Here is a 12,402-nt window from a genome sequence, read left to right as displayed (position 1 = left end):
AGCTCTTCAAGAGTGTGGCCCCGACCAGCGGTCAACGTTATCAGCCGACGGATGGTCAAGACCCGCCCTTTACCCGCCTCATACGAGTTCTATGCTCGCTTCATGGCACAAATTCTGGCTCTCGTCGAAGCCCGGCTGCGCAGCGCGCTCGGCGAACCCGACGCCCGCGCCGCCGTCACCTTCCTCGGCACCGACCGCATCGAAGTGCTGCGCTTCGCCGAGGGGGACCTCGTGCGGTACGCGACCCTCGGCATGTCCGCACAACCCATGGCCGACCCGACCGTCGTCGTCGCCGACCCGCTGCGCGGGCCGCGCGCCGAGCTCGTGCTGACCGTACGGGCGGGGCTCGCGCCCACCGACAAGCTGCTGCGGCCGCTCGCGGTGCTGGGGGCCGCGCCGCAGGTGGAGGGACTGGTCGTGACCCCCGGCGCCTCGCTCGACGTGGGCGCGCCGCTGTGGGACGGGGCGCCGTTCACCTCCGTACTCGTCGCGGAGCCCGGCGGGCTGGTCGAGGACCTCGAACTCGACGAGCCCATGGACCCGGTGCACTTCCTCCCGCTCCTGCCGATGACGGCGAACGAGGCCGCCTGGAAGCGGGTGCACGGAGCGGCGGCCCTCCAGGAACGCTGGCTGTCGCACGGCACGGATCTGCGGGATCCTCTTCGTACCGCTGTGCCGCTGGACTGAGACATCCGCACCGGGGCATCCGGACGGGTGATCGTGTCTTGACGGGGCGCCGGGCGGGGAGGAGCGTGGCTTCCTATGAGGGGTGAACCAACTTGCCCGAAGTGCGGAGGCCGGGTCAGGGCGCCCGGGCTCTTCTCCGATTCGTGGCAGTGTGCGCTGCATGGCACGGTGCACCCCCTGCAGCCCGTCATCCCGCCCAGTGTCGAAGGCCTGGGCGTGGTGGTGAACCGGGCGAAGGTGCCGGTGTGGATGCCGTGGCCGCTGCCGGTGGGGTGGCTGTTCACCGGGGTGGCGGCGGCCGGTGACGACCGCAGCGGGGGCCGGGCGACGGCGGTGGCCTGCTCGGGTCCCGGTCCGCTCGGCGGGATCGGCGAGCTGCTGCTGGTCGCGGAGGAGTTGGGAGTCGGCCTCGGCGCGCGGTATGCGGGGATCGACGGACCCGACCCCGGTACGTACATCGACGTTTCGGCGCCGCCGCACGCCAAGGTCGTCGCGGCGGGCCGCCCGACACCGCTGTGGCACGTGAAGGGAGCCCCGGACGACCGGGCCGTGTTCGCCGGTGAGGCGCGCGGGCTGTGGCTGTGGGCCGTCGTCTGGCCGGAGCAGTCGGGCCTGCTGATGTACGACGAACTGGTGCTGACGGACCTGCGGGACGCGGGCGCCGAGGTCGAACTCCTGCCGTGCGGCGCGCTGAGCCCGCGCGTCCTCGGTCCGTAGCCACCCCCGCCCCCCCGGGCCCGCGCCGGGGCCGGGCCGCGGGTGGCGTGGCGTCCGGACGGCGGGCGGGCGTTATCCTGGGGTGTCCCCCCGTACCCGCGAGACCCCTGGAGCACCGGCCGTGCGCATCGATCTGCACGCCCACTCCACGGCCTCCGACGGGACCGACGCCCCCGCAGAGCTGGTCCGTAACGCGGCCGCCGCCGGCCTCGACGTGGTCGCGCTGACCGACCACGACACCGTCGGGGGATACGCCGAAGCCCTCGCCGCACTGCCGAGCGGGCTCACCCTCGTCACCGGCATGGAGCTCTCCTGCCGGCTCGACGGCATCGGGATGCACCTGCTCGCGTACCTCTTCGACCCCGAGGAGCCCGAGCTGGCCCGCGAGCGGGAGCTCGTCCGCGACGACCGCACCCCGCGCGCCCACGCCATGATCGGCAAGCTTCAGGAGCTCGGCGTCGACATCACCTGGGAGCAGGTGGCCCGGATCGCCGGCGAAGGCTCCGTCGGGCGGCCGCACATCGCCACCGCGCTCGTCGAGCTCGGCGTCGTCCCCACCGTGTCCGACGCGTTCACGACGGACTGGATCGCCGACGGCGGCCGCGCGCACGCCGAGAAGCACGAGCTCGACCCCTTCGACGCCATCCGCCTGGTCAAGGCGGCCGGCGGGGTCACCGTCTTCGCGCACCCGGCCGCCGTCAAGCGCGGCCGGTGCGTCCCCGAGTCCGCGATAGCCGAGCTCGCGTCCGCAGGCCTGGACGGCATCGAGGTGGACCACATGGACCACGACACCGACACGCGCGGGCGGCTGCGCGCCCTGGCCGGCGAGCTCGGAATCCTCACGACCGGGTCCAGCGACTACCACGGCAGCCGCAAGACGTGCCGCCTCGGGGAGTACACGACCGACCCCGAGATCTACGGCGAGATCACGCGCCGCGCGACGGGGGCCTTCCCCGTTCCGGGCGCCGGCGGAGCGACCGGCGCGTAACACGCCGACCGGCGTGCGAGCGCGTCTCTGCGCCCCTTCTTCCTCTTTTCGAAACACCCCTCTCTCCTGCAAGGCATCACTGTGTTCGACTTCGCCGTCTTCGGATCCCTATTTCTCACGCTTTTTGTGATTATGGATCCCCCGGGCATCACGCCGATCTTCCTCGCCCTGACCTCGGGCCGACCTGCCAAGGTGCAGCGCCGCATGGCCTGGCAGGCCGTCTGCGTGGCCTTCGGCGTCATCGCCGTCTTCGGCATCTGCGGCCAGCAGATCCTGGACTACCTGCACGTCTCCGTCCCCGCGCTGATGATCGCGGGCGGTCTGCTGCTCCTGCTCATCGCGCTCGACCTGCTCACCGGCAAGAACGACGAGCCCAAGCAGACCAAGGACGTGAACGTCGCCCTCGTGCCGCTCGGCATGCCGCTGCTCGCCGGTCCCGGTGCGATCGTCTCCGTCATCCTCGCCGTGCAGAAGGCGGACGGGGTCAGCGGGCAGGTCTCGGTCTGGCTGGCGATCATTGCCATGCACCTCGTGCTGTGGACCGCCATGCGCTACTCGCTGGTGATCATCCGGGTCATCAAGGACGGCGGCGTCGTCCTCGTGACGCGCCTGGCCGGCATGATGCTCTCCGCGATCGCCGTCCAGCAGATCATCAACGGCGTGCTCCAGGTCATCCACGCGGCCTGACCGCCGTCCGGCCTGCTCCCGCGCACGCGAACGCCCCCGCACCGGATCGGTGCGGGGGCGTCGACGTCTTTGTGCGGATGGTGCGGAAGCGTCAGGAGGACGCACTCTCGGCCGGTCGGATCAGAATGCGCTGGCCTACGGCGGCCGCCTGCTGCACGATCCGGTTGACGGAGGCCGCGTCCACGACGGTGCTGTCCACGGCAGATCCGTCGACATCGTCCAGGCGCAGAATCTCGAAGCGCACGGGGCTTCTCCCTTCGTCAGTGTTCTCCTTGCACTGTTCCAACGAAGTGTAAGAGGCAAACATTCCCTACGCTAAAGAAATTTTTTCACTCGCTAACTAACCCTGCGGGTGAGCGTCCCAGAACGAGGCCAGCGCACCCGCCGTGACCTGCGGATTCTCCGCATTGGGGGAGTGCTCGGTACCCGCCACGACCACCCGGGCCGCACCCAGTCGCCGTGTCATCTCGTCCATCAGCGGCACCGGCCACGCGTAGTCGACCTCACCGGACAGCACCAGCTTCGGCAGCTCCACGGCGCTCAGCACCTCCACCCGGTCCGGCTCGGAGACCAGGATCCGGCCCGTGCCGATCAGCTGCTCGGGCACGGTGGCCAGCCACCGCTCGCGCAGGAACTCCGCGAGCTCGGGGGAGTCGGGCACCGCGTCCTCGGGGTCGAAGGACCGCATGGCCGTCCAGACGCCCGGCATGTCGTCGCGCATCGCCTCCAACGCGGCGACCAGCAGCTTCGTACGCTCCTGCTGGTCCTCTGCGATCGCGGCCGGCCCGCTGCTCATCAGCGTGAGGGAGGCGAAGGGCGCCGCGTCGCGCAGTACGGCGGCGCGCGCGACAAGCCCGCCCAGCGAGTGGCCGACCAGATGGACCGGACCCCCGTCCACGGCGGCGGCCTGGGCCAGCACGTCCTGCGCGAGCTCCGCCAGCGCGTACGCCGACTCCTCGCGCGGGCCGGGGCTCTCGTGCTGCCCCCGCCCGTCGACCGCGACCACCCGGTACCCCGCGGCGGCGAGCGGCTCCAGGAGACCGATGAAGTCCTCCTTGCTGCCCGTGAACCCGGGGACGAGCAGGGCGGTGCCGCGGACGGGCTCGCCGGCCTCGTGCACGGCGAAATCGCCGCGTGCGGTGGACAGGAGGTACGCGCGGGCACCGGAGGGCAGCGTGAGGCGGGGCGGCTTGCTCATGGGCCAGAGGCTACCGGCCCGAGGTTACCGGCGCGTAGGGGCGGTGTGTACGGCCCGGATACGCCGGTGGCCCGGCCCCCTCGGAAGGGGACCGGGCCACCGGACGGCGGAACGGGGATCAGGCCTCCGTGGTCTCCACGACGGGAGCGACGGCCTTGCGGGTCCGCGTGCGCTTCGGCTTCGGGGGGGCCTCCTCGGCCACCGGCGCGGCCGGAGCCTCGACGACGGCAGCGGCGGCCTTGCGGGTCCGGGTGCGCTTCGGCTTGACCGCGGCATCCTCGGTCACCGCGGCGGCCTCGGCGGCCGGAGCGGCCTCCGCGACCTTGCGGGTCCGGGTGGTGGGAGCCGTACGGCGGGCCTTGACCGGGGGCTCCACGGGCGGGGCCACCTGGAAGTCCGGCTCCGGGGCCGCGTCGACGACCTTGCGGGTCCGGCGGGCCTTGACCACCGTCTCCGCGGCCGGAGCCTCGGCGATCGGGGTCACCTGGGCGAGGACGGGCTTCTGGGTCGGGACCCGGCGGGCCCGGACCGGCTCGGCCTTGACCGGCTCGGCCGGCGGGGCCTGCTGGAACTCGGGCTCCGCGAAGACCGGAGCCTCCGCGACCTTGCGGGCGCGGGTACGGCGGGCCTTGACCGGGGCCTCCTCGGCCGGAGCCTCGGCGACCGCGACCGCGGCGACGGGGGCGACGGGGGCGACGGGGGCGGCCTCGACGACCGGAGCGACCGGGGCCGCCTCGGCCACGGCGGCCGCAGCCGCAGCGGCCGTGGTCACCGAACGCGTCCGGCGGCGGCGCGGCTTGCGCGCCTCGTCGCCGGCCGGAGCCTCGGGGGCCTCGGCCACCGGGGTCACGGCAGCGGCCTCGGCGCCGAGCTCGCTACCGCCCCGCGTCCGGCGGCGCTGGCGCGGGGTGCGCGTACGGGCCTCACGCTCCTCGACCGGAGCGGCGGCGGCCGGACCGCGGTCACCGCGGTCACCGCGGTCACCGCGACCGCCACGGCCACCGCGGCCGCCGGTCTCGCCCAGGTCCTCGAGCTCCTCGGCCTTCAGGCCGGCCCGCACGCGCTCGGCGCGCGGCAGGATGCCCTTGGTGCCGGCCGGGATGTGCAGCTCCTCGAACAGGTGCGGAGACGTGGAGTACGTCTCGACCGGGTCGTGGAAGTCCAGCTCCAGCGCCTTGTTGATCAGCTGCCAGCGCGGGATGTCGTCCCAGTCGACCAGGGTGACGGCGGTGCCCTTGTTGCCCGCGCGGCCGGTGCGGCCCACACGGTGCAGGAAGGTCTTCTCGTCTTCCGGCGTCTGGTAGTTGATGACGTGGGTGACACCCTCGACGTCGATGCCGCGCGCGGCGACGTCGGTGCACACCAGCACGTCGACCTTGCCGTTGCGGAACGCGCGCAGCGCCTGCTCGCGCGCACCCTGGCCCAGGTCGCCGTGGACGGCGCCGGACGCGAAGCCGCGCTTCTCCAGCTGCTCGGCGATGTCGGCCGCCGTGCGCTTGGTACGGCAGAAGATCATGGCCAGTCCGCGGCCGTCGGCCTGCAGGATGCGGGAGACGAGCTCCGGCTTGTCCATGTTGTGCGCACGGAAGACGTGCTGCTTGATGTTGGCGACGGTCACGCCCTCGCCCTCGGGCGAGGTGGCGCGGATGTGCGTCGGCTGCGTCATGTACCGGCGGGCCAGGCCGATGACCGCGCCCGGCATGGTCGCCGAGAACAGCATGGTCTGACGCTTCGGCGGCAGGTAGTTGATGATCTTCTCGACGTCGGGCAGGAAGCCGAGGTCGAGCATCTCGTCGGCCTCGTCCAGGACGAGGGCCTTGACGTGCGACAGGTCGAGCTTGCGCTGGCCGGCCAGGTCGAGCAGGCGGCCCGGGGTGCCGACGATCACGTCGACGCCCTTCTTGAGCGCCTCGACCTGCGGCTCGTACGCGCGGCCGCCGTATATGGCGAGGACGCGGACGTTGCGGACCTTGCCCGCGGTCAGCAGGTCGTTGGTGACCTGGGTGCACAGCTCGCGCGTCGGGACGACGACGAGGGCCTGCGGGGCGTCGGTCAGCTGGTCGGGCGTTGCCCGGCCGGCCTCGACGTCCGCGGGGACGACGACCCGCTCCAGCAGCGGAAGGCCGAAACCGAGCGTCTTGCCGGTTCCGGTCTTCGCCTGGCCGATGACGTCCGTGCCGGAAAGGGCGACGGGGAGGGTCATCTCCTGGATCGGGAAGGGGGACACAATGCCGACGGCCTCAAGGGCTTCGGCCGTCTCGGGAAAGATCCCGAGGTCTCGGAACGTAGTCAGGGTGCTGCCTCTTCTGTGAGACGCGGCGCGAGGCGGCGAGGGGGGTCGTACCGTGCCTGGCTTGCAGTACTGCGCCCTCCCGGAAATCGGGAGAGCCATTACGAAGCTGCGCGGGACCACTGGCCTTCGCTCAAGCGCTTGTGCCGCTGAGGGGGCCCCTCGTGGAGAGGTCGTACGCATGTACGTACGCATCACGCCGAGGGCGGTCGGGTGGAGCCGATCGGGCCACCGACCGGGCATCCTCATTCGGATGGCCCGCCGAGTATCCGGCAGGCGCATTACCACTGTACCCCGGAATCGCGCAGGTGTGTCGGGTGAATTCACCTGGTAGTCCCGTTTAGGCGGACCGGTAGTGACCTGATGCGGTGCCTTGAGCGGGGTTCCGGCGGGCTATTGTGCGGAGCATGTCGACCGTTGAAAACGCATCGCCCTCCGACGACAGCGCCGGCGCCGAGGCGACCGGGATCGCTGCCCAGGACTGGGCGACCGCCTCCGCCTCGCCGCAGTACCGGGCAGCCGTCGTGGACCTGCTGGGAGCGCTCGCGTACGGAGAGCTCGCGGCCTTCGAGCGCCTGGCGGAGGACGCGAAGCTCGCGCCCACCCTCGACGACAAGGCCGCGCTCGCGAAGATGGCCTCCGCGGAGTTCCTCCACTTCGAGCGGCTGCGCGACCGCCTCGCGGCGATCGACGCCGAGCCCACCGCAGCCATGGAGCCCTTCGCCAAGGGCGTCGACGACTTCCACCGCCAGACCGCGCCCTCGGACTGGCTGGAGGGCCTGGTCAAGGCCTACGTCGGCGACTCCATCGCCAGCGACTTCTACCGCGAGGTCGCCACCCACCTGGACACCGACACCCGCGCCCTCGTCGTGAGCGTGCTCGACGACACCGGCCACGGCGGCTTCGCCGTCGAGAAGGTGCGCGCCGCCATCGAGGCCGACCCGCGCTGCGGCGGCCGGCTCGCACTGTGGGCCCGCCGGCTGATGGGCGAGGCGCTCTCGCAGGCGCAGCGCGTGGTCGCCGAGCGCGACGCGCTCTCCACGATGCTGGTGGGCGGTGTGGACGGGATGGCGGCCGGCTTCGACCTGGCGGCCGTCGGCGAGATGTTCACCCGGATCACCAAGGCGCACACCAAGCGCATGGCCGCACTGGGCCTCGCCGCCTGATCGTTCCACCTGCCTGTCCTCACCTGCTCGTACGTCGGCCCCGGCGCGGAATCCCGTGCCGGGGCCGACGTACGAGGTGACGTGGTACGGGTTCGGTCGGGGCTCCGGGTTCAGTCGGGCGTACGGGCTCGGCCGGAGGGCCGGTCAGCCCTGCGAGGGGAGCGAAAACGGAGCCCTGCGGGATGAGCGCCGGGGTCCCGCGCCGGGGCGCAGCAGCAGCGACAGCACCACCGCGGACACCAGCACCGAGCCGACCAGGGTCGCGAAGAGCGTGTTGTGCCCCGGGCCGAGCGCGAACTGTGTCAGGTACGCCCCGAAGAGGGCGCCCAGGACCCCGCTGACCAGCACCATCCTCGGTGACGGCAGCCGCCGGGCCAGCACTCGCAGAGCCACTCCGGCAAGGGCGAGGCCCAGGAGGGCGGAGCCGAGCGCTTCCAACAGCAGCATGGGGGTCTCCCGCAGGTCAGGGGCAAACCGGTTCACTGCGGTCCTACCCGAAGCGGAGGAAAGGGAAACGGCCCGGTGGAATCAACCACCGGGCCGTTTCACCCAGTTCTTCCGAATGCCGGTCGCGACGCGTCAGAGCGCGCCGAAACCGACCTTGCGCACGCTCGGCTCGCCCAGGTCGACGTACGACAGGCGGTCGGCCGGCACCAGGACCTTGCGGCCCTTGTTGTCGGTGAGGCTCAGCAGCGGCTCCGAACCGGTCAGCGCGGCGGTGACGATGCGCTCCAGCTCCTCGGCGCTCAAGTCGCTCTCCAGCACGATCTCCCGGGGTGCGTGCTGCACGCCGATCTTGACCTCCACGGCTTTGTCCCTCCGATGGTCGGTTGTGCGCGATCAGCCGCGCCGTACCCGGACCACATTAGCCCGGAGAGGGGACCCGGATGCGGCGCTCCGGACACGCTCGCAGCGAACACCGGCGGGTCAGGGCACCGAGGTCAGGCCCGCGCCGCCCGGTCAGGCCTGCGGCGCCTGGCCGCCCTCCATGCCGTGCAGCGGGAAGCCGGCGATGCCGCGCCAGGCCAGCGACGTCAGCAGGCCCACCGCCGTGTCCCGGGCGACCGGGCTCTCGCTGGAGAGCCAGTACCGGGCCACCACCTGCGAGACCCCGCCCAGGCCCACGGCCAGCAGCATCGACTCGTCCTTGGACAGGCCGGTGTCCTCGGCGATGACCTCCGAGATGGCCTCGGCGCACTGGAGCGAGACGCGGTCGACGCGCTCGCGCACCGCCGGCTCGTTCGTCAGGTCGGACTCGAAGACCAGCCGGAACGCGCCGCCCTCGTCCTCCACGTACGCGAAGTAGGCGTCCATGGTCGCGGCCACGCGCAGCTTGTTGTCCGTCGTCGACGCGAGCGCCGTGCGCACGGCGAGCAGCAGGGCCTCGCAGTGCTGGTCCAGCAGCGCCAGGTAGAGGTCGAGCTTGCCCGGGAAGTGCTGGTACAGCACGGGCTTGCTGACACCGGCCCGCTCCGCGATGTCGTCCATCGCGGCCGCGTGGTAACCCTGCGCGACGAAGACCTCCTGGGCCGCGCCCAGGAGCTGATTGCGTCGGGCTCGGCGCGGCAGTCGCGTGCCCCGGGGACGAGCTGCCTCCGTCTGCTCGATGGCTGTCACGCCGCCTCCCACTTTCTCTAAGAACACAGTGCGCCATGCGCCGCGCGGCCATCGTACTTTTCGGTAACCGAATCTGTAGGGTCCAAGCCGAGTTTTCTCGCTTGACGGACCGGCCGGAGACGCTGGTCAGCGGTAGTCGTCCTCGTCCAGGGTCACCACCCGCGCCTGCTCGGCGGCGTCTCCGTCCGCGGCCTCGCCGCGGTCCACCCCGGTGACCCGGTCGTCGTCGTCCGGCTGCAACTCGGCCAGCTGTTCCGCCGCATCGGCCTCGGGCGCCTCGGCGTCGAGGGTCTCCGGGAAACGCTCCTGGAAGGTTTCCGGCTCTGCGGGGTCGACGGTCATGTGGCTCCCCTTCTTCCCTTTCTTCCCTCGCCCCTCGTGGGCATGGCTCCTCGGCGGCCTGCCTCATCTATGAGCGTAGGAGGATCGCGGATACCCCGCTAGGCGGATCCCCAAGCATCTGTGATGCCGAACACAAGAGTCCGGACGTGATCGTCTCGTAACATTGGCCGCATGTCTTCGACCGAGCCGCCGGGTGTGCGATCCGCATCCGAAGCGTCCCCCCAGGTGGGAGCCGTCCACGTCGCCGAGGGGGAGCAGCTGCGCACCGCGGTGCTGCCCGGACTGGAGCTCGCCGTCCGGTCCCGGCCCCCGCTGCGCACGGGGCTGCCGTCCGCGCTGTTCGTGCACGGACTCGGCGGTTCGTCGACGAACTGGACGGACCTCATGGCACAGCTGGAGGACAGCGTCGACGGCGAGGCCCTCGACCTGCCCGGCTTCGGCTGGTCCCCGCCGCCCGCCGACCGGGACTATTCGGTCACGGCGCTGGCCCGTGCGGTCATCCGGCACCTCGACGCAGCCGGCCGCGGCCCCGTCCACCTCTTCGGGAACTCCCTCGGCGGCGCCGTCTCCACCCGCGTCGCGGCCGTCCGCCCCGACCTGGTGCGCACCCTCACGCTGATCTCGCCCGCGCTGCCCGAGCTGCGCGTGCAGAAGTCGGCCGTGCCGACCGCCCTGCTCGCCGTACCCGGGATGGCCTCGCTGGTCGGCCGGCTCACCCGCGGGCTGAGCGCCGAGGAGCGCACCCGCGGGGTGACGGCCCTGTGCTACGGGGACCTCTCCCGGGTGTCACAGGAGGGCTTCGCGCACGCCGTCGCGGAGATGGAGCGGCGGATGGCCCTGCCGTACTTCTGGGACGCGATGACCCGCTCCTCGCGCGGCATCGTCGACGCGTACACCCTCGGCGGCCAGCACGGACTGTGGCGCCAGGCGCAGCGGGTGCTCGCCCCGACCCTGCTGGTCTACGGTGGCCGCGACCAGCTGGTCTCGTACCGTATGGCGCGGAAGGCGGCGGCGGCCTTCCGGGGTTCGCGGCTGCTGACCCTGCCCGAGGCCGGGCACGTGGCGATGATGGAGTACCCGGAGGCGGTGGCGCAGGCCTTCCGGGAGCTGCTGCGCGACACCGACCCGGACACGCACGACATGCACGACACGCTGGGCATCCGAGACACCGAAGACGGCAGAGGCTGAGGACCGTGGGACGACATAGTCGCAAGGGGCCCGCTCCGGCCCCCGCCCCTGTCCGCCCGGAGCCGGTACCGGAGGCGGAGCCCGCGCAGGCGTTCCCGTACGAGGAGCGCCGCCCGCACGCGGAGCGGGTCCCGTACGCGGAGCACCTGCCGTACGAGGGCTACGAGGAGCAGGCCCCGTACGCGGAGCGGTCCGTCTTCGAGGAGCGCCGCCCGTACGGGGAGCGGCGCGCGCACGACGACGGGCACCGGCCCTACGAGGAGCAGTGGCCCTCCGGCGGCCACCCCGCGTACGAGGAGCCGCGCGGCGGCCACCCCGAGCAGCGCGAGCCCGGCGGCGCCTGGGGCGCGGCATCCGACGCGGTGTACGGGGACTGGCGCGGAGTACCGCGGGCGCGGCAATCCCCGTACACCGCCTCGGATGCCGCCGTGCTGGACACCGACACCCCGGCCTTCGGCACCCCCGCGGTCGGTTTCCCGCAGGTGACCCTCCCGCAGCCCGCGGCCGACCCCTTGACCTCCACCGGCCCGCAGCGCCTGGTGCCGGGGCCGCGTGCGCCGATGGCCGCTCCGGCCGCGGCCCCGGCCGCTCCCGTCGGGCCCGCCGAACCGCTCACGCCGACCGCTCCCGACGAGGAGCCGCCCGCCTCCGGGCGCGGGCGGAAGGTCCGTACGTACACCGGGATCGCCGCGGCGGCCGTCACCACCGCGTTCGCCGTCGTCGTCGCCGTGCAGATGGCCACCGACGGCGACAGCACCTCCTCGCCCACCGCGCGCTCCGCCGGCGACACCCAGAAGCGCGCCGAGCCCGGCAAGTCCGCCGCCTCCCGCTCCGACGGCCGGGCGACCCCGGCGGCGCCGGCCGCGCCCGCGGTGGAGCTGTCGTACGAGCAGAAGATGGCCCAGCAGTTCCCCATCGACGAGAAACTGAAGGGACCCGGCACCTTCGACACCGTCCCCGGGGTGGCGCCGGCGCCCGGCAAGGGCAAGAAGATCCGCTACCGGGTCGACGTCGAGCAGGGGCTCGGCCTGGACGCGCAGCTGTTCGCCGAGGCCGTCCACCGCACCCTCAACGACGACCGCAGCTGGGGCCACGGCGGGACGAAGACCTTCGAGCGGGTTCCGGGCGGCGAGGCCGACTTCGTGATCACGCTGGCCAGCCCCGGCACCACCGGCGTGTGGTGCGCGAAGTCGGATCTGGACACCACCGTCGACAACGTCAGCTGCGATTCCGCCTCCACCGAGCGGGTCATGATCAACGCGTTCCGCTGGGCGCAGGGCTCGACGACGTACGGCGCGGACCAGATGTTCACCTACCGGCAGATGCTCATCAACCACGAGGTCGGCCACCGGCTCGGGCACGGGCACGTGAACTGCCAGACCCCCGGCGCGCTCGCGCCGATCATGCAGCAGCAGACGAAGTCCCTCGACATCGGCGGGATCCAGTGCAAGCCCAACCCCTGGGTGTTCCCCGGGAGTTGACGGGAAGGGGTGGTGAATGGCGAGATATCGCGTTGACAACT

At 72.3% G+C, this 12,402-nt stretch carries 14 protein-coding genes; 7 read left to right on the top strand and 7 right to left on the bottom strand.

The features are described from left to right. The first annotated feature begins 102 nt into the window (after positions 1–102). The 4 genes from ACIQU4_RS02870 to ACIQU4_RS02855 all read left to right on the top strand — a co-directional run bounded on the left by ACIQU4_RS02870 (position 103) and on the right by ACIQU4_RS02855 (position 3,079). Entirely contained in the window at positions 103–687 is a 585-nt protein-coding gene (locus tag ACIQU4_RS02870) for a suppressor of fused domain protein (protein WP_403724944.1), read from the top strand. A gap of 75 nt (positions 688–762) precedes the next feature. Further along, the gene (locus tag ACIQU4_RS02865; RefSeq protein WP_403724942.1) at positions 763–1,404 is read left to right on the top strand and encodes a DUF6758 family protein; all 642 of its coding nucleotides are present in this window, start codon (positions 763–765) and stop codon (positions 1,402–1,404) included. A gap of 121 nt (positions 1,405–1,525) precedes the next feature. Beyond that, positions 1,526–2,392 (top strand): PHP domain-containing protein, encoded by an 867-nt coding sequence (locus ACIQU4_RS02860; RefSeq protein WP_403724939.1) that lies wholly within the window; start codon positions 1,526–1,528, stop codon positions 2,390–2,392. A gap of 81 nt (positions 2,393–2,473) precedes the next feature. Further along, a complete protein-coding gene (locus tag ACIQU4_RS02855; protein ID WP_403724937.1) occupies positions 2,474–3,079 on the top strand; it encodes a MarC family protein in 606 nt (201 codons plus the stop codon). A gap of 91 nt (positions 3,080–3,170) precedes the next feature. Here the strand turns inward: ACIQU4_RS02855 and ACIQU4_RS02850 are convergent, their stop codons facing one another. The 3 genes from ACIQU4_RS02850 to ACIQU4_RS02840 form a co-directional block, all read right to left on the bottom strand. Continuing rightward, positions 3,171–3,323, bottom strand: coding sequence for a hypothetical protein (locus ACIQU4_RS02850; protein WP_166663124.1), 153 nt, complete (start codon positions 3,321–3,323; stop codon positions 3,171–3,173). 96 nt (positions 3,324–3,419) lie between these two features. Continuing rightward, positions 3,420–4,277 (bottom strand): alpha/beta fold hydrolase, encoded by an 858-nt coding sequence (locus ACIQU4_RS02845; protein ID WP_403724934.1) that lies wholly within the window; start codon positions 4,275–4,277, stop codon positions 3,420–3,422. A 118-nt stretch (positions 4,278–4,395) separates the two neighbouring features. Continuing rightward, the gene (locus ACIQU4_RS02840) at positions 4,396–6,669 is read right to left on the bottom strand and encodes a DEAD/DEAH box helicase (protein WP_403724933.1); all 2,274 of its coding nucleotides are present in this window, start codon (positions 6,667–6,669) and stop codon (positions 4,396–4,398) included. Positions 6,670–6,974: 305 nt separating this feature from the next. Here ACIQU4_RS02840 and ACIQU4_RS02835 point away from each other — a divergent pair, with 305 nt between their 5' ends. After that, positions 6,975–7,733, top strand: coding sequence for a ferritin-like fold-containing protein (locus ACIQU4_RS02835; protein ID WP_403724930.1), 759 nt, complete (start codon positions 6,975–6,977; stop codon positions 7,731–7,733). 144 nt (positions 7,734–7,877) lie between these two features. On the opposite strand, the gene ACIQU4_RS02830 is transcribed toward ACIQU4_RS02835, so the two are convergent. The 4 genes from ACIQU4_RS02830 to ACIQU4_RS02815 all read right to left on the bottom strand — a co-directional run bounded on the left by ACIQU4_RS02830 (position 7,878) and on the right by ACIQU4_RS02815 (position 9,692). Then, positions 7,878–8,180, bottom strand: coding sequence for a hypothetical protein (locus ACIQU4_RS02830; protein ID WP_385583992.1), 303 nt, complete (start codon positions 8,178–8,180; stop codon positions 7,878–7,880). A 132-nt stretch (positions 8,181–8,312) separates the two neighbouring features. Further along, entirely contained in the window at positions 8,313–8,540 is a 228-nt protein-coding gene (locus ACIQU4_RS02825) for a DUF3107 domain-containing protein (RefSeq protein ID WP_030153467.1), read from the bottom strand. 153 nt (positions 8,541–8,693) lie between these two features. After that, positions 8,694–9,350 carry a TetR/AcrR family transcriptional regulator gene (locus ACIQU4_RS02820; RefSeq protein ID WP_403724927.1) on the bottom strand — a complete coding sequence of 219 codons (657 nt, stop codon included), beginning with the start codon at positions 9,348–9,350 and terminating at the stop codon, positions 8,694–8,696. A gap of 126 nt (positions 9,351–9,476) precedes the next feature. Next, positions 9,477–9,692 carry a hypothetical protein gene (locus ACIQU4_RS02815; RefSeq protein WP_366099943.1) on the bottom strand — a complete coding sequence of 72 codons (216 nt, stop codon included), beginning with the start codon at positions 9,690–9,692 and terminating at the stop codon, positions 9,477–9,479. Positions 9,693–9,863: 171 nt separating this feature from the next. On the opposite strand from ACIQU4_RS02815, the gene ACIQU4_RS02810 reads away from it, so the two are divergent. Together ACIQU4_RS02810 and ACIQU4_RS02805 are read left to right on the top strand one after the other, a co-directional pair. Continuing rightward, positions 9,864–10,880: an alpha/beta fold hydrolase gene (locus ACIQU4_RS02810; protein ID WP_403724924.1), complete on the top strand. Its 1,017-nt coding sequence runs from the start codon at positions 9,864–9,866 to the stop codon at positions 10,878–10,880. 5 nt (positions 10,881–10,885) lie between these two features. Continuing rightward, entirely contained in the window at positions 10,886–12,361 is a 1,476-nt protein-coding gene (locus ACIQU4_RS02805) for a DUF3152 domain-containing protein (protein ID WP_403724921.1), read from the top strand. Positions 12,362–12,402 lie beyond the last annotated feature (41 nt).

Source organism: Streptomyces sp. NPDC090741 (assembly GCF_044769045.1).
In the GTDB taxonomy this organism is placed as follows: Bacteria; Actinomycetota; Actinomycetes; order Streptomycetales; family Streptomycetaceae; genus Streptomyces.
The sequence above is the reverse complement of the archived record's forward strand: the minus strand, read 5'-3'. Positions and strand labels throughout refer to the sequence as shown.